This window comes from Streptomyces sp. NBC_01224 (assembly GCF_036002945.1).
GTDB lineage: Bacteria > Actinomycetota > Actinomycetes > Streptomycetales > Streptomycetaceae > Streptomyces.
On sequence record NZ_CP108529.1, the window covers coordinates 7,304,720 to 7,324,620 of the forward strand.

At 72.0% G+C, this 19,901-nt stretch carries 16 protein-coding genes and 1 pseudogene; 9 read left to right on the forward strand and 8 right to left on the reverse strand.

Annotation, left to right across the window (positions count from 1 at the left end; translation table 11 throughout):
• Window positions 1-117: 117 nt before the first annotated feature.
• A complete protein-coding gene (atzF, locus tag OG609_RS32875) occupies window positions 118-1,953 on the reverse strand; it encodes an allophanate hydrolase (RefSeq protein ID WP_327276150.1) in 1,836 nt (611 codons plus the stop codon).
• A 15-nt stretch (window positions 1,954-1,968) separates the two neighbouring features.
• On the opposite strand from atzF, the pseudogene OG609_RS32880 reads away from it, so the two are divergent.
• Window positions 1,969-2,229 (forward strand): annotated as a pseudogene (locus OG609_RS32880) (TetR/AcrR family transcriptional regulator); the annotation flags it as partial.
• A 73-nt stretch (window positions 2,230-2,302) separates the two neighbouring features.
• Here the strand turns inward: OG609_RS32880 and OG609_RS32885 are convergent.
• The gene (locus OG609_RS32885; RefSeq protein ID WP_327276151.1) at window positions 2,303-3,829 is read right to left on the reverse strand and encodes a PucR family transcriptional regulator; all 1,527 of its coding nucleotides are present in this window, start codon (window positions 3,827-3,829) and stop codon (window positions 2,303-2,305) included.
• An 89-nt stretch (window positions 3,830-3,918) separates the two neighbouring features.
• Between OG609_RS32885 and OG609_RS32890 the strand changes: the two genes are divergently transcribed.
• From OG609_RS32890 to OG609_RS32910, 5 genes are all read left to right on the forward strand, one after another.
• Window positions 3,919-5,004, forward strand: a complete 1,086-nt coding sequence (locus OG609_RS32890; RefSeq protein ID WP_327276152.1) for a DUF917 domain-containing protein — start codon at window positions 3,919-3,921, stop codon at window positions 5,002-5,004.
• On the forward strand, window positions 5,001-6,341 hold the full coding sequence (locus tag OG609_RS32895) for a hydantoinase/oxoprolinase N-terminal domain-containing protein (RefSeq protein WP_327276153.1): 1,341 nt from the start codon (window positions 5,001-5,003) through the stop codon (window positions 6,339-6,341). The genes OG609_RS32890 and OG609_RS32895 overlap by 4 nt, the downstream gene beginning before the upstream one ends.
• A gap of 94 nt (window positions 6,342-6,435) precedes the next feature.
• Window positions 6,436-7,881 (forward strand): purine-cytosine permease family protein, encoded by a 1,446-nt coding sequence (locus OG609_RS32900; RefSeq protein ID WP_327276154.1) that lies wholly within the window; start codon window positions 6,436-6,438, stop codon window positions 7,879-7,881.
• Window positions 7,882-7,931: 50 nt separating this feature from the next.
• Window positions 7,932-9,527, forward strand: a complete 1,596-nt coding sequence (locus tag OG609_RS32905; RefSeq protein WP_327276155.1) for a hydantoinase/oxoprolinase family protein — start codon at window positions 7,932-7,934, stop codon at window positions 9,525-9,527.
• Window positions 9,520-10,593 carry a DUF917 domain-containing protein gene (locus OG609_RS32910; RefSeq protein ID WP_327276156.1) on the forward strand — a complete coding sequence of 358 codons (1,074 nt, stop codon included), beginning with the start codon at window positions 9,520-9,522 and terminating at the stop codon, window positions 10,591-10,593. Before OG609_RS32905 ends, OG609_RS32910 begins: the two co-directional genes overlap by 8 nt.
• 68 nt (window positions 10,594-10,661) lie before the next feature.
• On the opposite strand, the gene OG609_RS32915 is transcribed toward OG609_RS32910, so the two are convergent.
• From OG609_RS32915 to OG609_RS32940, 6 genes are all read right to left on the reverse strand, one after another.
• On the reverse strand, window positions 10,662-11,105 hold the full coding sequence (locus OG609_RS32915) for an SPW repeat protein (protein WP_327276157.1): 444 nt from the start codon (window positions 11,103-11,105) through the stop codon (window positions 10,662-10,664).
• A gap of 99 nt (window positions 11,106-11,204) precedes the next feature.
• Entirely contained in the window at window positions 11,205-12,185 is a 981-nt protein-coding gene (locus tag OG609_RS32920; RefSeq protein WP_327276158.1) for an ADP-ribosylglycohydrolase family protein, read from the reverse strand.
• Between the two features lie 105 nt (window positions 12,186-12,290).
• Window positions 12,291-13,919, reverse strand: a complete 1,629-nt coding sequence (locus OG609_RS32925; RefSeq protein ID WP_385650128.1) for a molybdopterin-dependent oxidoreductase — start codon at window positions 13,917-13,919, stop codon at window positions 12,291-12,293.
• Window positions 13,920-14,189: 270 nt separating this feature from the next.
• The gene (locus OG609_RS32930) at window positions 14,190-15,554 is read right to left on the reverse strand and encodes a cryptochrome/photolyase family protein (protein ID WP_327276159.1); all 1,365 of its coding nucleotides are present in this window, start codon (window positions 15,552-15,554) and stop codon (window positions 14,190-14,192) included.
• A gap of 111 nt (window positions 15,555-15,665) precedes the next feature.
• The gene (locus OG609_RS32935; protein ID WP_327276160.1) at window positions 15,666-16,460 is read right to left on the reverse strand and encodes an anti-sigma factor; all 795 of its coding nucleotides are present in this window, start codon (window positions 16,458-16,460) and stop codon (window positions 15,666-15,668) included.
• Window positions 16,457-17,041, reverse strand: coding sequence for a sigma-70 family RNA polymerase sigma factor (locus tag OG609_RS32940; protein ID WP_327276161.1), 585 nt, complete (start codon window positions 17,039-17,041; stop codon window positions 16,457-16,459). The genes OG609_RS32935 and OG609_RS32940 overlap by 4 nt, the downstream gene beginning before the upstream one ends.
• A 189-nt stretch (window positions 17,042-17,230) precedes the next feature.
• On the opposite strand from OG609_RS32940, the gene OG609_RS32945 reads away from it, so the two are divergent.
• From OG609_RS32945 to OG609_RS32955, 3 genes are all read left to right on the forward strand, one after another.
• The gene (locus OG609_RS32945) at window positions 17,231-17,893 is read left to right on the forward strand and encodes a PadR family transcriptional regulator (RefSeq protein ID WP_327276162.1); all 663 of its coding nucleotides are present in this window, start codon (window positions 17,231-17,233) and stop codon (window positions 17,891-17,893) included.
• Window positions 17,894-18,107: 214 nt separating this feature from the next.
• Window positions 18,108-19,121 carry an ATP-binding cassette domain-containing protein gene (locus tag OG609_RS32950; protein ID WP_327276163.1) on the forward strand — a complete coding sequence of 338 codons (1,014 nt, stop codon included), beginning with the start codon at window positions 18,108-18,110 and terminating at the stop codon, window positions 19,119-19,121.
• Window positions 19,118-19,897 carry an ABC transporter permease gene (locus OG609_RS32955; protein ID WP_327276164.1) on the forward strand — a complete coding sequence of 260 codons (780 nt, stop codon included), beginning with the start codon at window positions 19,118-19,120 and terminating at the stop codon, window positions 19,895-19,897. The genes OG609_RS32950 and OG609_RS32955 overlap by 4 nt, the downstream gene beginning before the upstream one ends.
• Window positions 19,898-19,901: the final 4 nt, after the last annotated feature.

Here is a 19,901-nt window from a genome sequence, read left to right on the forward strand (position 1 = left end):
ACACGAGGCGGACCACACTCGACCGAAGTCGATGTGGTCACGGGTGACCAGCCGCAGCTGAGGGCGCATCTGCCCAGTGGAACAGGCGTGTTGGTGACGAGTCAACTGTTTCTGGGATCAACGGCCGAGGTACGCGCGCCAACCGCCGTGCGATGTGATGTCCGCGGCGCCTTCCAGCGCGTACGGCTCGCACAGGAAGCCGGTCACCGTGGCTCCGTCCGCGAGTTCGACCCGGCCCAGCGTCACGGGCGCCGGGAGAGCGGCGACGAGTCGCCCGAGTCCTTCCGCGGGCAGCTCCCACAGCTCTGCCTCGATCGCGGCCCCGCCCTCCCCGATCCGTTCCAGTCCGGGCTCGGGCGGGTACGTGCGCAGGGCGTGCAGGCGGTAGACGGGGGCGGTGGTCGTGGTCCGGATCAGACGGGCGCCCAGGGAAAGGAGTTGGGGGTTCAGGGGTTCGCCGGTCAGGTGGGCGCCCACCACCGCGATCCGGGTGGGTGGGGTCAGCAGCGTGGCGATTCGGGCCAGGCGTTCATCGGTGTGCGCCGGGCCGATCAGCATCACGCCGAACGGCAGGCCGTCCACGTCGCCCGCAGGGGCTGCCACCGCGCACAGGTCGAACAGGTTGGTGGAGTCGGTGAACCGGCCGAGGCGGGCATTGGCGCCCAGCGGGTCGGCGGCGACCTCGGAGAGCGTGGGGTGGCCCGGCGCGGTGGGCAGCAGGAGGGCGTCCGCGTCGCCGAGCGCGGCTGTCGCGGCGGTGCGGAGGGTGGCCAGCCTCGCCTGGTCGGCGAAGAGTTGGTGCGCCGGGATGTCACGGGCCGCGGTGATGATCCGGGCGACCGTGGGGTCGAGGTCGGGCGCGGTGGGTGCGCCGTCGATGAATGCTCCCACCGCGGTGTAGCGTTCGGCGACGAACGCACCCTCGTACAGCATCGCGGTGGCCTCGGTGAACGGGGTCAGGTCGATGGCCTGGAGCACCGCGCCCGCCGCGCGGAGGCGGGCGGCCGTCGACTCGTAGGCCGCCGCCCAGCCGGGATCGAGATCGCCGAGTTGTCCGGTGGGCGGGACCGCGATCCGCCAGGGGCCCGGAACACGGGAGTGGTCGGGCTGCGGGGTGGGCGTGGCCATCAGGGCCATCGCCTGTTCGGCCTCGGGGAGCGTACGGGCGAAGACGGTGACGCAGTCCAGGCTGGCGCAGGCGGGGACCACACCGTCCGTCGGGACGAGGCCGCGGGTCGGCTTCAGGCCGACGATGCCGTTGAACGCGGCGGGGATCCGGCCGGAGCCCGCGGTGTCCGTGCCCAGCGCGAGATCCGCGATGCCCAGGGCGACGGCGACCGCCGAACCGGAGCTGGAGCCGCCGCTGACCCGGTCCGGATCGAGCGCGTTGCGGACAGCGCCGTACGGGGAACGGGTGCCGACCAGGCCCGTGGCGAACTGATCCAGGTTGGTCGTCCCGATCACCAGCGCTCCCGCGCCACGGAGGCGGGCGACCACCGGGGCGTCGGAGCTCGGCTCGTACGCGTACGAGGGGCAGCCCGCGGTGGTGGGGAGGCCGGCCACATCGATGTTGCCCTTGACCGCCAGCAGACGGCCCGCGAGGGGGAGGTGTTCCCCTGCGGCAAGGCGGGCTTCGAGGCTCCGGGCCTCGGCCTCCACGTCCGGCCGGGGGCGCAGACCGATCCAGAGATCGGGGCGGTCGACCGCTTCGATGCGGGCATAGGCGGCTCGGACACGAGTGACGACGAGGGAGCGGGTAGGGGTCGGCATGTGTGTTCCTCGGTTCTTGTGGGGCGGGGCCAGGACCGGCAACGCCGTACCCGGCTCCACCTGGGCACCCGGCCGGGTGAGGACCTCCGTGACGATTCCGGCGGCGGGAGCGTGGACACGGGACTCCATCTTCATCGCCTTCAGCGCCGGCATGGGCTGACCCGCCGTCACCGTGTCTCCCACGGTGACATTCAGCCGGGCATGCGCCGGGCGACGATCTACCACTGTGTGGCGGGCAAGGAGGACCTGCTTGCCGAGCTCCTGGAGTCCACGGTCACCCCGTCGCCGGCGGCGGCGAGGCGGCTCCTCACGGCCGGCGATACGGCCGCGGAGGACCGGCTGCGGGGGCTGTGCCGCTCCGATGCGGCGCTGCTGTGCGGCGGTCCCTGCAACCTCGGGGCGCTGTACGTACTGCCCGGGGTGCGGGCAGAGCGGTTCGCGGACTTCCATCGTGTCCGGCGGCCACGGCAGCTGCGGCGCTGCGGATCGTGGGCGTGAGGGCGTCAGGGCCTGAGGTCCGGGGTGGTGGGCGTCAGGGCCTGAGGTCCGGCTGTGCGGACGGCTCGCCCGGGGACGTGGACAGGCCCGCGCGGCAAGCCAGTTGGAGTGCGAGGCGGACATCCGGCTCGTTCAGATCTGCGCCCGTCAGCTGGACGATCTTGCGAATGCGCGCGCCCACCGCGTTCCGGTGCAGATGCAGGGCCTCCGCCGCACGGGCGGGCGAGTTTTTGTGGTCCAGGTACCCCTGGAGCGTGCGCAGCAGCGGCTCGGCGCGTTCCGGACCCAACGCCAGTACGGGGGCCAGGAGTTCGGCGACCGCTTCGCGTGCCGTGTCGGAGGCGTACCACTCCAGCAGCATCCGGTCGAGGCCCACCGCGTCATGCGCGGCCACCGTCGGACCCGCACCGCGCGGTACGGCGGCCCGGGCCTCGCGGGCGGAGGTGCGGATGCCCAGCGGGCCCCGGTGCGGTGAGCCCAAGCCGCATCTCAATCCGGCCTCCGGGCGCAGTCCGGCCAGCCGGTCCACCACACGCCGGGCACGGGCCAGGGTGGCGCGCCGCCCGTCCGTCCCCGGGTCGGCGGGCCAGGTGCTGAGCAGGACGAGGGCGTCGTCGACCAGGGCGGCGTTCCACTGGACGGTGTCGGTGGGCGGTGGCACGGGGGCGGTGGGGTGCGCCGCCGGTCCGTCCCAGGTCCGGAGCAGGGTCAGCGCCTGGGACATCACCGCGTCCAGTGCCTTCGGCCGGTTCGTGGCGTCGAGGCCGCCGGCCTCCACACGCAGCGCGATGTGCCAGCCGTCGACGGGCAGCGCGAGCGCCCGGCCGCGGGCGGCCAGTCGGGCGGCCTGGTCCTGCGGGGCCACGAGCAGTTCGGCGAGCAGCCGGCCGCGGGACCGAACGGGGACGTCGCCGTGTCCGCCGCCCGCCGCCGCGAGGGCCGCCAGCGCGAGGACGGAGCGCACCGCCGACCCCGCGTGACCTGGGCGGGCCGGGGCCGCGAGCCGGATCTCACCGTCCGGGCCCGCGGCGGCCGCGCCCTCCTCACCCGGACCCGCTGCCCGCAGTTCCACGGGTACGCCGAGGGCGCGGGCAGCCGCCGCGGCCACCCGGTCCGGGGCACCCGCGACGGCCGTCACCTCCCGCGCCGCGGCCGCCACCCGGGCCAGCGCGTCGGCCGCGGACCCGGCCACCGCCCGCTCCACGGCCACCACGAGACCGGCGAGATCGCCGTCGGCGTACAGCACCGCGACCCGGCCCCGCTCGGCGAGCGCCCGCGCCGTCGCCGTCACCTCGGCGGGCAGCCCGTGCGGCGCCTCCGTCACACCCGTCAGGACCAGCGCGGCGGCCCCCGCTGCCGCCGCGTCCCGTACCGCCACATCCAGCAGATGCCCCGGCACCGGCGACAGCAGCACGGCGGCCGTCCCGGCGGGCATGGCGGCTAGCCGGTCCGGGCGCGGTTCCAGGCGCACCCCCGTGACCTCCACCGCGTCCAGCGGGCCCACCAGCGGTCGGACCCCGTCGAGTCCGGGGGAGGAGAGGAGCTCCAAGATGTTTGGCATCCATCCAGTGTGCTGCAAGCACATCGAGCTGTTCAATCGTGAGCCGTCGGCCCATACGAGGCGTGCTCTGCCTCCCTACGCTGGGTTTCATGCACGTGGACGCCGGAGCACTCGCCGACTTCGCGCGGGGCTGTGCCGTCCTGGGGTCGGGGGGCGGCGGACCCGCCGATGTGACCCTTCCCGTCGCCGGACAGGCGATCGAGGAGTGCGGTCCGGTGCCCGTCGTCGACCCGGCCGCGCTGCCCGCCGACGCGCTCGTCATGCCCGTCGGGCTCGTGGGGTCGCCCGCGGTCTCCGCCGAGCGGATCGGCGGCCGGGACGAACCCGCACGGCTGCGCGCCCGCTTCGAGACCCTGCACGGTGCGCCGGTGGCCGCGGTGATGAGCAGCGAGATCGGCGGCCTCAACGGCTGTGTCGCCGTCGCCTGGGCGGCCCGGCTCGGGCTGCCGCTGCTCGATGCCGACTCGATGGGCCGCGCCTTTCCGCGCATGGACCAGAACGTTCTCGAACTGGCCGGACTGCGTCCGGGACCGGCCGTCCTCGCCGACGAACACGGCCACACCGTCGTCATCGACGATGTCGACGGCGCGCACCTCGAACAGTTCGCCCGCGCCGCCGTCGTCGCCTTCGGGGGGCGGGCCGCATCCACCGACTACCCGCTCACCGCCGGGCAGGCGGCCCGGCACGCCGTCGCCGGATCCGTCACGCGCGCACTCGCCCTCGGCCGTGGCGAAGGCCCGGCACCGCTGCTCACCGGCAAGGTCTCCTCGGTCCGCAGGTACGCCACCGAGGACGCCGACGGCGACGACGCGACGGGCGTTCTGCTGGAGGGCGCGGGCCCCGACGCGGGACGGCTGGTGCTCGTCGAGGCCCGCAGCGAGTTCGTCGCGGCCCTGGAGGACGGCACACCGCTCGCCGTAGTGCCGGACGTGATCGCCCTGGTCGACGTGACGACGGGCTGGGCCGTCCCGGTCGAGGAGGTCCGCTACGGCCTCCGCGTCCACCTCGTCACGCTGCCCTCCGCCCCGGCCTGGTACACGCCGAGCGGCCTGCGACTGGCGGGCCCGTCCGCCTTCGGACTCGCAGGACTCGCAGGCTTCGGTGGGCCCGGTGGGGTCGCCCACGACGGTTCTCCGATCACCCGCGGTCGCCCGCCCCAGGGAGGCACCTCGTGATCCTCGGTGTGGATGTAGGGCCCACCAACACCGATGCCGTCCTCCTCGACGGTGATCGGGCGGTACGGGCCGTCAAGGTGCCCTCGGTCGCCGGTGACGCCGTCGGGTCGCTCGCCGCTGCCGTCGGTGCGCTGCCTGCCGAGCTGCGCCGCCGGGCCACCCAGCTCGCCGTGGGGCTGCGGGTCGCCGCCCGTGCGGTGAAGGAGCGGGACGGGCTGGCCCGGGTCGGAGTGCTGCGCGTCGGGGGCGCCGCCGCCGACGCCGTGCGGCCGTTGTTCGGCTGGCCCGAGGCACTGCGCGACGCCGTGTGCGCGGGCACCGCGAATGTCAGGGGCGGCGGGGGCCTCGCCCCCCGTGACACCACTCCGCTCGACCGGGACGCCGTCGCCCGGTTCGGTGCCGCGCTCGCGGGCCGCGCCGAGGCGTTCGCGGTCACCGCCGTGTTCTCGCCCGTCGACGGCAGCCAGGAGCGGGAAGCCGCCGAGATCCTGCGCGCCGAGACGGGCCCCGAAACGACCGTCCTGCTCTCCAGCGACGTCGGCACCCTCGACCTGCTGGCCCGAGAGAACGCCACGGTCCTCGATGCGGCCCTGTCCGTGCTCGTGGCGCGGGTGGCCGACGAGCTGACTGCCATGCTTCCGGGCCTCGGCCTCGCCCCGGGTGCCGCCGTCCTCGTCACCCGCAGCGACGGCACCCTGATGAGCCTGGAGTATCTGCGCCGCCAGCCCGGACTCAGCCTGGGCAGCGGCCCGGCCTGCACCATCCGCGGCGCCGGACTCCTGGCCGGACTCCGCGACGCCGTGGTCGCCGACATCGGCGAACGTCGCGCCCGGGTCGGAGCGCTGACCGGCGGCTACCCGCAGGAGGCCGGCCCCGGCGAACGCATCGGCGGCGTCCCGGTCACCCTGCGCTTCCCCGACCTGATCACCGTGAGCGCCGACGCGCACCGCGAACTGGCCGAGGCCGCCGACCGGATGCGCCCCGCGGCCGGACTCCTCCCGCTGATCCTGGTCGGCGGCGGTGCGGGCGGTGTGCCCGGCCGGGTACTTGCCGGATTCGACGTCGTGAGGCCCGAACACGGCGGCGTCGCCGGGGCGTTCGGCGCGGCGGCCAGCCCGGTCGGCGGGCACTACGACCGCATCGTCCGCCGAGAGCCCGGCCGCCGCCTCGATGCCGTACGCGACGAGGTACGGGACCTGGCCCGGGCCGGCGCTGTACGGGCAGGGGCCGATCCCCGGCGTGTACGCACCCATGCCGAGCCGGACGTACCGGTGCCGTATCTGCCGGGCGCGGTACTCCTTCGCGCACGGGCCGTGGGACCGCCTCTCCCGCTCTGACCCCCGCTCCCCACCTCATTTCTCCCCTTCGGAGCAGCCCGGTGTCGTGCTGCTGCGCCCTCCTGCCCGCCCCGCCCACCCGAGGACCGTCCCCATGACCCAGCAGTTCGATGTGCAACCACAGCCATCCGCACACAAGCAGGAGCAGCCGCTGCAGCCGTCGCAGGCACAGACGGACGAGGACTACCCGCTGGAGCGGGTGCCGCGCGCGGCCCGCTACTCCTGGTTCAACGTCGCCGTGCAGCGCTTCGGCCAGCTCTCCGACCTGACGCAGTTCCTGCTGGGCGCCGCGCTCGGCGCCGGGCTCTCCTTCTGGGGCGCGTTCTGGGCGTTCACGCTCGGCTCGGTGATCCTGGAGATCGTCTGCATCTTTGTCGGCATCGCCGGTATGCGGGAGGGCCTGTCCACCTCGATGCTGGTCCGCTGGACCGGCTTCGGACGTTACGGCTCCACCCTCATCGGACTCGTCATCGCGGTCAGCCTGTTCGGCTGGTTCGGTGTGCAGACGGCGGTGTTCGCGGCCGGACTGCACTCCATCGTGCCCGCGCTGCCCGTCTGGGCCTGGTGCCTGATCTGCGGGCTCGCCGTCACCGCGCTCGTGCTGCGCGGTTTCCGCGCCATGGGCTGGACCGCGTTCGTCACCGTCCCCGCCTTCCTCGGCCTCGCGGGCTGGGCGATGATGGTCGAGTTCTCCCGGCACAACATCGGCGACCTGGTGGCCTCCGCGCCGTTCGGCGCCCACATGTCCATCGCCACCGGCGCGACCATCGTCGCCGGCTCGTACATCGTCGGCGCGGTCACCACCCCCGACATGACCCGCTTCAACCGCAACACCGGCGATGTCGTCAAGCAGACCGTCGTCGGCATCAGCCTCGGTGAATACGTCCTGGGCCTCGGCGGTGTGCTGCTCGCCTACGCGGTGAAGTCCTCCGACCTGATTGCCATCATCACGTCCTCCTCCGGCGTCATCGGCGTCATCGTCCTGGTCTCCGCCACCGTGAAGATCAACAACTGGAATCTGTACTCGTCGTCGCTCGGCCTGATAGGCGCGGTCGAGGCGCTCTTCAAGGTCCGGCTGAACCGGGTCGGCACGACCGTCACGATCGGGGTGCTCGGCAGCCTCGCCGCCGCCGCCGGGATCCTGGACCGGTTCACCGACTTCCTCACGGTGCTCGGCGTCCTCACCCCGCCGGTCGCCGGAATCATGGTCGCCGAGTACTTCGTGGTGAAGAAGTGGCGGCCGCAGCTCGACGCGTCCCGCTCCGTCGGACGGCTGCCCGAGACCGAACCCAGCTGGGTGCCGGCCACGATCGCCCTGTGGGCCGCCGCATCCCTGTTCGGCTGGCTCGGCGACCACTACCAGTGGTGGGGGATCCCGGCACTCGACTCCCTGCTGCTGGCCGGGCTCGGCTATGTCGTCCTCGGCAAGCTCGGCCTGGTGCGCGGCGCCCGCGACCTGCCGTTCCAACAGCCCGTACGACCCGCCGCGGCGATCGAGGCGGAAGCGGGCACGGCCTGGTCGTCGAACGCCACCGCCTGACCCGTACGCCCACCCGGACATCCCCACCCCCTACGAAAGACAGACACCCCATGCGCATCGGAATCGACGTCGGAGGCACCAACACCGACGCCGCCCTTCTCGGGGACGACGACCGGATCGTCGCGACCGCGAAGACCCCCACCACCTCCGACATCACCTCCGGCGTCACCGCGGCGATCCGGGCACTCGACCCGCCGATGGAATCCGTCGACGCCGTCATGATCGGCACGACCCACTTCCTCAATGCGCTGATCGAGGGCGCCCGGCTCGCACCCGTCGCCGCCGTACGCCTCGGCCTGCCCGCGACGGCCGCCCTGCCGCCGATGACCGACTGGCCGGATCGCCAGCGGGCGGCCGTCGGCGGGCACGGCTATCTCTGCCACGGCGGGCGGGAGTTCGACGGACGGCCGCTGTCGCCGCTCGACCCCAAGGAGCTGAAGCGCACCGCCGCCGACATCGCCGCGCGCGGGCTGACCTCGGTGGCCATCTCGTCCGTGTTCTCACCGGTCGCCGAGGAGGACGAGCGCCGGGCCGCCGAGATCCTCGGCGCGGAGCTGGGCCCGGGCGTCCACTTCTCGCTCTCCCACGAACTGGGCCGGATCGGACTGCTCGCCCGCGAGAACGCCACGATCATCAACGCGGCCCTGCGCGACCTGGCGACCGCGATCGTGGAGTCGTTCGCCAAGTCGCTCGCCGAGGTCTCGCTGACCGCCCCGTTCTTCCTGTCGCAGAACGACGGCACCCTGATGGACGTGGACTTCGCCCGCGCCTACCCGGTGGCGACCTTCGCCTCCGGGCCCACCAACTCGATGCGCGGCGCCGCGTTCCTGTCCGGTCTCGGCGACTGCGCGGTCGTCGACGTCGGCGGCACCACCGCGGACGTCGGCATACTGGCGGGCGGCTTCCCGCGCGAGGCGGCGGGCGAGAGCGAGGCCGCGGGCATCCGCACCAACTTCCGTATCCCCGACGTCCTCTCGCTCGGTATCGGCGGCGGATCCTTGGTGTCGGCCGACGGCGAGACCGGCCCCCGCTCGGTCGGCTTCCGGCTCACCGAGGAGGCGCTGGTCTTCGGTGGTACGACCCTGACCGCGACCGATCTCGCGGTCGCTGCGGGCCGCGCCGACATCGGCGACCGCTCCCGTGTCGCGCATCTGGACCCGGAGTTCACCGCCCGTGCGCTCGACCGGATCGCCGAGCGGCTGGCCGAGACCGTCGACCGGATGCGCACTTCGGCCGGACCGCTGCCGGTGGTCGCGGTGGGTGGCGGCAGTGTGCTGGTGCCTTCGGCCCTGCCCGGTTTCGACGATGTGCGCCGCCCCGGCCACTTCGACGTCGCCAACGCCGTGGGCGCCGCCATCGCCCAGGTCGGCGGGGAGGTGGACCGGGTCTTCCAGGTCCCCGAGGGGCGCAGGGACTCCGTACTGGCCGAGGCCCGCGAGGAGGCCGTGGGCCGGGCCGAGAGCGCCGGCGCCAGGTCCGGCACGGTCCGCATCGTGGACGTGGAGGAGGTCCCGCTCGCCTATCTGCCGGGCGGCGCAACCCGTATCCGGGTCAAGGCCGTCGGCGACCTCGACCTGAACGGCATCGGCAGCACCCACGCCCCGGCCGGGGCGCGCGACACCCATGGAGCAGCGTCACATGCGTGAGATCAACCTCGACAATCTGGACGACATCGCGCGCGGCGCGGGCATCCTGGGCACCGGCGGGGGCGGTGACCCGTACATCGGCAAGCTGCTGGCCCGCGAGGCCATCCGCAAGCACGGTCCGGTCCGGCTCGTCGCCTTCGACGAGGTGCCGGCCGACGCGACCGTCGTACCCGTTTCCGGGATGGGCGCGCCGACGGTGCTGCTGGAACGTGTCCCGGCCGGTGGCGAGGAAGTGGCCGCCCTGCGCGCCCTGGAGAAGCACATCGGCCGGCCCGCCACCCACATCGCGCCGATCGAGGTCGGCGGCGTCAACTCCATGCTGCCCATCGCCTGCGCCGCCGAGGCGGGGCTGCCGCTGGTCGACGGCGACGCCATGGGCCGCGCCTTTCCCGAGGCGCAGATGGTGTTGCCCGGTCTGATCGGAGTGGCCAACACACCGATGGCGCTCGCCGACGACAAGGGCAACAGCATCATCGTCGACGCCGTCTCCAACCACGCCGCCGAGCGCATCGCCCGGGCCGTCTGCGTGGAACTCGGCTGCCAGATCTCCAGCGCCGACACCGTGATGCGGGGGGACCAGCTCGCCGACGGTCTCGTCCCCGCCACGCTGACGCTCGCCGAACGGCTCGGCGCCGCCGTCCGCGAGGCGCGCGCGGCGCACGCCGACCCGGTGCACGCGGCCCGCACCATGCTGTCCGGCACCCATCTGCTGACCGGCAAGGTCGTCGACGTCAGCCGCCGCACCCAGGGAGGCTTCGCCCGGGGCAGCGCCCGTATCGAGGGCATCGGCCACGACGCGGGCCGGATCCTGGAACTCGGTTTCCAGAACGAGCATCTGCTCGCCACCCGCGACGGCGAGACGGTCGCCACCACGCCCGACCTCATCTGCGTGCTGGACACCGACACCGGTGACCCGGTGACGACGGAGGGCCTGCGCTACGGCCTGCGCGTCAGCGTCCTCGCGGCCCCTTGCGACCCGCGGTGGACCACACCGGGCGGCCTGGCCCTCGCCGGGCCGCGGTACTTCGGGTACGACGTGGACTATCTGCCGTTCCGGCAGGTCTGATACGCGGCACCGGCCCGGCAGCCCTCGGCCGGTCCGCTTCACGCGGACCGGCCGAGAGGTTCCCTGTCTCAGGCCGAGCGCTTGCCGCTCTTCATCGACACCACTACGCAGACCAACCCCAGCAGTACGGTCAGTCCGCCGATGATGACGTTGTTGAGGATGATGCCCAGGCCGGGGCCGCTGCCGACGACCCACGTCGAGGCGATCAACCAGGCGCCCATGGCGCATATGGCCCAGCTCAGGCCGTACATCCGCTCCGGCATGACGGTGAACCCGAGGCCCAGAACGGCGATCGCGATACCCATGATCAGGTTGTTCGTCATGAGTGCGGGCTGACTCGCCGTGAAGTGGAGCACCCAGGGCGAGATGGCGCAGTAGAGACCGATGAGGAACACCGGTGCGTCCACCAGGGCCACATCACGCCCGCCGAGCATTCGGGTGTAGCGATCGCGCATTTCGGAGATATCGGGGTGACTGGCCATGTCACGGCCGGTGTGCGAGACGTTTGACATGGGTTCGTCTCCTTCGCTGTCGCAGACCTGAACGGCGCCTTTGTGTGCAGAATGGCCTGTTATGGACATTCTGCTCTTATCTCACCCTTACGTGTAGATTCAAGGCGTGCGGATGTCCGTGGGAATCGCACCAGATGGGTCACCGTCCAGCCGCCGGGCCAGGGCCAGCAGATCGGGCGTCCGCAGCACACGGTCCCCGTGCCCCGGCAGCGGCACGTGCAGGGGCTCCGTCCAGCGCGACGGAATCGCTTCGAAGCCGTACACCGCCCCCGCCAGGCCGCCGGTCACCGCCGCGACCGTGTCCGTGTCCCCACCCACGTCGACCGCTGCGGCCAGGGCGTTCTCGTACGTACGTGTCGTGCGCAGTGCCCAGAGCGCGGTGCCCAGGCACGGCCACACCGCACCGTTGAACTCCGTTGCCGCGTCCGGATGCCAGCCGGGCGCGAGGACGGTGGCCCAGCGCTCGCGGTGATCCTCGTGCACCCGGTCCAGGGCGCCCGGGACGGCGGCGAGCGGATCGTCACCGTCCAGTGCCACCCGGATCAGTTCATGGAACACGGCGGTGCCCTCCCAGGCGGCCCGGTCGCCGTGCGTCAGCGCGGCGATCCTGCGTGCGGCGCCCATCGTCGCCGCCCGCCCGGCCCGCGCGAAGTACACCGCCGGTGCGGCGGCCCGCATCAGCGAACCGTTGCCCGCCGCACGCCCGTTGACCTGGAAGTGCAGCGCTGCCGCGAGGTCCCAGGAGTCACCGCTCGTCAGGACGTCCTCGGTCTGCAGGCCGATGTCCTTCGGCCCACCCTGCGCCCATCGGCGAAACCGGCCGAACATGTCGGGGAGGTCGAGGCCGTCCCGTTCCAGCAGGGACTCCGCGACCAGAACGGCCATCTGTGTGTCGTCCGTGGCCTCGCCCGGATTCCAGCCGCCACCCCCGCACATCGTGCCGACGCCGTCCGGGAAGCGGGCCGCGTACACACCGGCGGGGCCGAACTCGAACGGCGCCCCCAGCGCGTCACCGACCGCCGATCCGACGACGGCACCCGCCACCCGGTCCTGCCGATCCACGACGTTCAGACGGTTCATCCGGTCAGCGTACGGAGGGCGATCTCCTCCCGTACACGCTTGTGAGCCGTGCTCCGTGGAGCGGGTGGTGCGGTCGGGGTGTGCCCCGGCTCGGTGTGCCCCGGTTCAGGGCACGTCGACCACCACCGAGTGCCAGCCGGTCGCACCGTTGGGCACGGTGCCCACACGATCGCCGGTCTGGGTGGCGCCGGTTCCGTCGGTGGCGCGAACCTCAAGGGTGTGATGGCCGGAGGCGGCGGGCCACTCCCACACCCACTGGCGCCAGGTGTCCTGGGTGTCCGCGGCAGCCAGCCGTGCCGTCAGCCACTCCCCGCCGTCCACCCGGACCTCAACCCTGGAGATACCGCGGTGCTGGGCCCAGGCCACCCCGGCCACCGGCACGATGCCGGCCTTCGGGGAGGTGAACGGACGGGGGGTATCGATCCGCGACTCGGTCTTGACCGGTGCCTCCTGGGCCCAGCTCCGTTGGACCCAGTAGGCGTCGTAGGCATCGAACGTGGTGAGTTCGATGTCCTTGATCCACTTGCACGCGGACACGTATCCGTACAGGCCGGGAACGACCATCCGGACCGGGAAGCCGTGCTCGAAGGGCAGTGGCTCGCCGTTCATGCCGAAAGCGAGCATCGCGTCGCGCCCGTCCATGACCCTCTCGACCGGTGTGCCGATCGTCATGCCGTCGATGGAACGCGCCACGATCTGGTCGGCGGGCCCGCCCTTAGACGGCGGGCGCACCCCGGCATCGCGCAACAGATCGTCCAGTCGTACACCGAGCCACCTGGCGTTGCCGACGTAAGGTCCGCCGACCTCGTTGGACACGCAGGTCAACGTGATGTCGCGCTCGATGACCTCCCTTCGCAGCAGGTCGTGGAAGCCGACGGTGACGGGCCGTGCCACACCCCTGCCATGGATCTTCAGCTGCCACGTGTCGGCGTCGACGCGTGGCACGACCAGAGCCGTGTCCACCCGGTAGAAGTCCTTGTTCGGGGTGATGAACGAGCTCAGCCCCCGGATCCTCAGATCGGCGCCCGCCGGGACCGCCGGTGCGGCGGAACGGGGTACCGGCAGGACCAGGTCATGACGTGAAGCGGAGGCTCCGGCCTGGACGGAGGACGTGAGCCGCCGCCCCAGGAGTCCCGCGACGGCGGAGGCCACCGTCGCGGCGGTCGCCGCGACCACGAAGCCACGGCGGTCGAGGATGCCGTTCGCCTCTGCGTCCCTCTCCCCGGCCGCGGGAGAGGGACGCAGAGCCGGTGCGAGCCGTCCGACCAGGAGATACAGCACTCCTACGGCCACCGCGGCACCCACCACCGAAGGCAGCGCGTCGGCGGGCGCGCCCTCCGGACGCTCTGCCGCCGCCACTGCCCCGACCAGACCGAAGACCAGGACAGCGGCTGAACCGAGCCGCCGGTGCCGCAGTGCCAGCACCCCGACCGCCATGGCGAAGAGCGCCAGAAGGATCAGGATCCCGAGCTGGAGCACCAGCTTGTCGGCGGTACCGAAGTTCCGTACGGCGAAGTCCCTCACGGCCGGGGGAGTGCGGTCGATCACCGCACTGCCCACTGCCGTGACCGGGCCTGCCTCGGGACGTACGACGGCCGCGACCAGCTCGGCGACCGCCAGGGCGCAGAACCCGGCGATCAGACCGCTGAGCGCGGCGAGGGCGGCGCGCGCCCGGCCCGGTCGCCGGGACCAAGTGGCCCCGGTTCGCTGCGAATCATCTCGATCTTCACTCACAACGGGGATTCGTCGCCCTGCGCCGGACGGATTGGTCTGTCACCCGATCGGGTGTGAGTCTTTCCGGCCGATCCCGGCGACACCTATGACACATCACAGCCGAGAGGCATCCGGAAGCTCCCGGAGGCGGAGGGGGTCCGGTCGGTGCCTGCCACTCGGGGGAGGGGCACGACAGGGCAGCGGCGACGCGCGACCGCGCCGGTCGCGGCAGCGGCGACGCCGGTGGCACCGCCGAGGATGAGCTTCCTGCCGATCGGCGGGATCGCGTTTTCAGTCCAAGCCGCGTGCCCGTTCGAACCGGGCCCGTGCCTCTGCCAGGTCGACGAGCGGATCCGGGTAGTCGATCGCGGCCCGGCGCGGACCGGTCAGTTTCCATGGCTCATGGATCTCGCCGTCCGCCAGTTCCGCAAGCTCCGGCACCCAGCGGCGCACGTAGACGCCGCGCGGATCGAACCGCTTGCCCTGGATCACCGGGTTCAGGACCCGGTTGGGGCGGGTGTCGGTTCCGGTACCCGCCATCCACTGCCAGTTGAGTTGATTGTTCGCCACGTCGCCGTCGACCAGCAGGTCCAGGAAGTGCCGGGCACCCACCCGCCAGTCCGCGTACAGCGTCTTGGTGAGGAAGCAGGCCACGAGCATCCGGCCCCGGTTGTGCATCCAGCCCTCGTACGCCAGCTGTCGCATCGCCGCGTCGACCAGCGGATAGCCTGTGCGCCCCGCGCGCCAGGCCTCGACCTCGTCCTCGTCGGACCGCCAGCGGTCGTGCCGCGTGCGGTAGTCCTCCCAGGCGGCGTCCGGCCGTGCGGCGAGCACCTGGTGATGGAAGTCCCGCCACGCCAGCTGCCGTACAAACGCGTCGGCGCCCGGTCCGCCCCGCTGCCTCGCCCGGTTGATCACTTCGGCCGCCGAGAGACAGCCGAAGTGGAGGTACGGGGAGAGCCTGGAGGTCGCGTCACCGGCCAGATCGTCGTGACGGCTCTCGTAGTCGGCCAGGGGGCCGTGCAGCCAGGACGACAGCAGCCGGCGTCCGGCCGACTCGCCGCCCCTGGCGAGCCCGGGGGAGACCCCGGCCACCTCCGCCCGTTCCGGCAACGGCCCGGACTCCACGCCGTCCGGCAGCCGCACCGCGCGTGGCGCGGTCAGTGTTCCCCGTACTCCCGCCGCCTCCCAACGGCGGAAGTACGGGGTGAACACCGCGTAGTGATCACGGCCCGCCGGGACGATCCGGCCCGGGGCGAGCGCGGTGACAACCGCGTCGTGGACGTGCAGGGCGCAGCCGACAGCTGCCAGAGCCGTATGAAGCCGCGCCTCGCGACGCATCGCGTATCCGCTCACCCCGCCGGCGATGTGCAGACTCCGCGCACCGGTCTCCACGACCACGGCACGGGCAGCGGCCACCACGTCGGCGTCCCGGACGACGAGCCGTCCGCCGCGGCGGCGCAGCCCCGCGTCGAGGTCGGCGAGGCAGTCGGCGAGGAACGCCCGCCGGTTCGGCGCGTCGAAGCCGGCCCGGTGGATGCCCTTGTCGCGCACGAACAGCGCAACGACGGCATCCGCGTCCCGCACCGCGGCCCGCAGCACCGGGTTGTCGTGCACCCGCAGGTCGGAGGTGAACAGTGCCACGGAGACGGTCATGGAGGTGTGCCCTTCCCGGTGTCGGTCATGTCGTCCCCGCGCAACGGGTTGTCATGGCTCTGCTCGGTGAACGCAGTTCGCCGGACGAGTCCGCCCGGCGGACCGGCCCGGTCATGCTGCCGGAAAGTTCATCAGCGTCAGCGGCGCGGACGTCGGCTGCGCGGAGCCGCCGGCCGGTTCCACCGTGATTCCTATGCCCGACGCACCGTCGACCGGGCCGTCCAGCAGGACGGTGCCGCTCGCGGCCGGGATGTTCATCAGCCCGGCGGAACGCATGGTGCCGTGGTCGTCGAACCACAGCTGATACACCTTGCCGCCGGGCGGCTGCCGCATTCCCGAGGTCATGAACACGGCCCGGTTCTCACTCTGCGAGACCACGATCGTTCCCTTCGCGCCGCCCTTCATCGTGCCGGAGGAGGCCCTGGCGTCCGGAGCGGCGAGGACCCGGGCCAGCTGCTCGTTCCGCTGCTGCGCCGCCCGCGCCTCCTGCCGGGCGTCCTGGGCCGCCCGGTACTGCCAGACGGCGATCCCGCCGAATCCGACGGCGGCGGCGAGACAGGCGGCGAGCGCGTACCTCGGCGACCGGCCGCCCAGCCCCGTACTGCCGGCACCTCGCGCCGTTGTGCTGTCGCCCTGGGCGGCCGCGCCCGAGCGGTCCCGACCGGCGCCCGACGGCGACTCCTGCCGTACGGTCGTGATCTCCCGCAGCACCCAGTCCCGCAGCCCGCGCGGTGGGGGCTCGGCCACCGCGAGGCCCAGCCGGGTGGCGGTCTCGGACAGCTCGCGCACCTCGACGGCGCAGGCCTCGCAGTCGCCGAGATGCCGTTCGAAGTCCACCCGCTCGGTGTCCGACAGGGCGTGCAGGGCGTATGCCCCGGTCAGCGTGTGCAGTTCGGCATTGCTCATACGCTCACCCCGAGGCAGTCGCGCAGCCGGATCAGCCCGTCGCGCAGTCGTGTCTTGATCGTCCCGAGCGGTACGGAGAGGAGCTCCGACACTTCTCGGTAGGTCAGCCCCCGGTAGTAGGCGAGGGTCACGGACTGCTGTTGCAGCTCGGAGAGCGTCCGCATGCAGCGGCGGACCTGTTCGCGCTCCAGCCGGCTCTCCACCTGCTCGGTGACCTCGTCGAAGGCGGGCGTACGGTCCAGCAGTGCCGCCCTGTGCTCACGGGCCGCCGATGCCTCGGCCGAACGCACCCGGTCCACGGCCCGGCGGTGAGCAAGCGTCAGCACCCAGTTCATCGCGCTGCCGCGGGAGGCCCGGAAGCGAGGGGCCGTCCGCCACACCTCGACCAGGACTTCCTGCGCGACCTCCTCCGACTGGGCGGGATCGCGCAGCACGCTCCGTACCAGCCCGAGGACGGGCCCGCTGACCGCGTCGTACACCTTGGTGAAGGCATCCTGATCGCCCCGGGCGACCAGCCCCATCAGCGACTGGAGATCGGGCCCCGCCGAGGGCGCTCCGCTGATGTACACGGCTTCTTTCACGCGGGCTTCCTCCCTGATCGCACATCGGTTCTCCGAGTGATCCGGAGCCGACGGCAGCACGGATTGGTCAGTGCGCGAGATCCTTCCACGCATCCCGAAATTCGCGATACATCGTGGTTGACGCGTCCGGGTGAACGCGATATGTTCGTTCACGAGTATTCGTAGGCGGAGTGAAGGGCGGTGGGGCGAGTGGCCAAGCGGCGAAAGCTCGGCAATCCACTGGCGCTGACGGTCATGGTGCTGCTCGCCGAGCGTTCCATGCATCCGTACGAGATCGCCCAGACGCTTCGCCGGCGCGGCAAGGAGCACAGCGTCAAGATCAATTTCGGCTCGCTGTACACCGTCGTCCAGAACCTGGAGAAGCACGGTTACGTCGAGGTCGCGGGCGTCCAGCGGCAGGGCAACCGCCCCGAGCGCACGCTCTACGGCATCACCGAGGCCGGGCGTGCGGAAATGCTCGACTGGCTCTCCGGTCTGCTCGCTGTTCCGGCCGTCGAATACCCGGTCTTCGAGACGGCCCTCTCGCTTCTGCCGGTGCTGCCGCCGGAGGATGTGGCGGAGTTGATGGAGACCCGGGAGGCGGCGCTGGCGGTCCAGGCCGCGGCTCTCCGGGGGATCCTCGGTCAGCTGGGGGAGAAGCTGCCCCGCGTCTTCGTCGTCGAGACCGAGTATCAGCTCCACATGATCGACGCACAGCTGGAGTGGATCAAGAACTTCCACAAGGAACTCACCGACGCCTCGATCAGCGGCATCGAGGAGTGGAAGTCCTTCCATGAAACCGGTGAAGTCCCGCAGGACTGGCAGGACTTGGACCAGCAGGAGATCGTTCTTGACCCTGAGCGGAAGGCGTAGCAGAAGCGACACCGCAGAAAAAGACCCCGGTGGGAGCTGTTGGAGCAGCAACCGCCGGGGTCTCGAACCCCGGACCGGCCATGCCGTGAAGGCGAGCCGGGCGATCGAGGTGCGGCACACCCAGGATAGCCCGGCGCTCTTCACGCGGATCGGCTCGGCATGCCCGAGTGCTCGGTGGACCCGAGCACCCCGCTGACCACAGGAGAGCTCTGTCATGAGCACCCGTGCGCCCGCAGTGGCGGCGCGAAATCTGATCAAGACCTATCCCGGCGATGTCACCGCACTGGGCGGCATGGACCTCGACGTCGATGCCGGCACGGTCTTCGGACTCCTCGGCCCCAACGGCGCCGGAAAGTCCACCACCGTCAAGATCCTCACCACCCTGGCCCGCCCCGACTCCGGCACCGCGACCGTCGCCGGACACGACGTCCTGCGCCACCCCGACCGGGTCCGCCGCGCGATCGGCGTCGTCGCCCAGAAGCCCGGCGCCGACCCGGTCGCCACCGGCCGCGAGAACCTCCTGCTCCAGGGGAGGCTGTACGGGATGCGGGGCGCCGCCGTCCAACGCCGCGCCGATGAACTGCTGGACCGCTTCGACCTCGCCGACGCCGCGAAGCGCCAGGTCAAGGGGTACTCCGGCGGTATGCAGCGACGCCTCGACGTGGCGCTCGGCCTGGTTCACCGCCCCGAGGTGCTCTTCCTCGACGAACCCACCACCGGGCTCGACCCCGAGGCCCGCACAGCCATGTGGGACGAGATCTCCCGGCTGGCCGGCGACGAGGGACTGACCATCGTCCTCACGACGCACTATCTGGAGGAGGCCGACCGGCTCGCCGAGCGCATCGCGATCGTCGACCGCGGCCGGGTCGTCGTCGAGGGCAGTCCCGACGAACTCAAGGGCGAACTCAGGGGCGACGCCGTCCACATGGAGCTGCGCGCCGAAGGCGATGCAAGGGCGATCGACGCCGCGCTGACCGGACTGCCCGGGGTGTACGAGGCGCTGGTCGACGGCCGCCGGGTGAGCGTCCGCGCCGAGGACGGCGCCGCGGCCGTTCCCGTGCTGCTCGCCGCCCTGGAGCGGGCCGGCGCTGCGGTCGCCGCCGCCACCGTGGCCCGCCCCTCCCTCGACGACGTCTATCTGCGCTATGCCGGACGCCGTTTCTCCGAGGCCGAAGCAGCGGACGTCCGGCAGATCCCTGCCTTCACCCCCGCAGGAGGCACCCGATGAACAGCCAAGTTCTCGCCCAGACCTGGTACATGACCCAGCGTCAGCTCATGGCGATCATCCGGCAGCCGGTCTTCCTGGTGATCTCCTTGATCCAGCCGGTGATCTGGCTGTTCCTGTTCGGCAACCTCTTCAAGAAGGTCGTCGAACTGGGAGGCTTCGGTACCACGTCCTATCTGGACTACCTGATCCCGGGCATCGTGGTGATGAGCGCCCTCGGATCGAGCATGTGGGCCGGCATGGGCACCCTGGAGGAGATCGAGCGGGGCACGCTCAACCGCTTTTTGACCACGCCGGTCAGCCGTAACGCGCTGATGAACGCCAATGTCGTACAGAACGGCATCAGCACCGCTGTGCAGTCCGTCATCATCGTGCTGCTCGGCTGGGCCGCCGGGGCCACTTACCCGGGCGGTGCGGGCGGGCTGCTCATCCTGGTCGTCGCCTCGATCCTGCTCGGTACGGTCTTCGGCGCGCTCTCCAACGCCCTGGGCATGCTGGTTCGTCAGCGCGAGTCGATCATCGGCATCAACACCTTTCTGCTGCTGCCGCTGACCTTCCTCTCCTCCTCCTTCATGGCCCCGAGCCAGATGCCGTCCTGGATGCGGCACATCGCCGACTTCAACCCGGTCAACTGGGCGATGGTGGCGGGACGTTCGGCGCTGACCGCCGACCCCGACCGGAATCTGGTGCTCAGCCGCGGGGGAGCCCTTCTGGTCCTTGCGGTGGCGGCGGTCTGGCTGTCGACCCGTACGTTCCGCTCGTACCAGAAGTCCGTCTGACGGG

Excerpts from the sequence above, each read along its gene's own strand:
- OG609_RS32885 (WP_327276151.1), bottom strand. The coding sequence starts at position 3,829 with ATGCCAAACATCTTGGAGCTCCTCTCCTCCCCCGGACTCGACGGGGTC.
- OG609_RS32890 (WP_327276152.1), top strand. The coding sequence starts at position 3,919 with ATGCACGTGGACGCCGGAGCACTCGCCGACTTCGCGCGGGGCTGTGCC.
- OG609_RS32900 (WP_327276154.1), top strand. The coding sequence starts at position 6,436 with ATGACCCAGCAGTTCGATGTGCAACCACAGCCATCCGCACACAAGCAG.
- OG609_RS32905 (WP_327276155.1), top strand. The coding sequence starts at position 7,932 with ATGCGCATCGGAATCGACGTCGGAGGCACCAACACCGACGCCGCCCTT.
- OG609_RS32910 (WP_327276156.1), top strand. The coding sequence starts at position 9,520 with ATGCGTGAGATCAACCTCGACAATCTGGACGACATCGCGCGCGGCGCG.
- OG609_RS32915 (WP_327276157.1), bottom strand. The coding sequence starts at position 11,105 with ATGTCAAACGTCTCGCACACCGGCCGTGACATGGCCAGTCACCCCGAT.
- OG609_RS32920 (WP_327276158.1), bottom strand. The coding sequence starts at position 12,185 with ATGAACCGTCTGAACGTCGTGGATCGGCAGGACCGGGTGGCGGGTGCC.
- OG609_RS32930 (WP_327276159.1), bottom strand. The coding sequence starts at position 15,554 with ATGACCGTCTCCGTGGCACTGTTCACCTCCGACCTGCGGGTGCACGAC.
- OG609_RS32935 (WP_327276160.1), bottom strand. The coding sequence starts at position 16,460 with ATGAGCAATGCCGAACTGCACACGCTGACCGGGGCATACGCCCTGCAC.
- OG609_RS32950 (WP_327276163.1), top strand. The coding sequence starts at position 18,108 with ATGAGCACCCGTGCGCCCGCAGTGGCGGCGCGAAATCTGATCAAGACC.
- OG609_RS32955 (WP_327276164.1), top strand. The coding sequence starts at position 19,118 with ATGAACAGCCAAGTTCTCGCCCAGACCTGGTACATGACCCAGCGTCAG.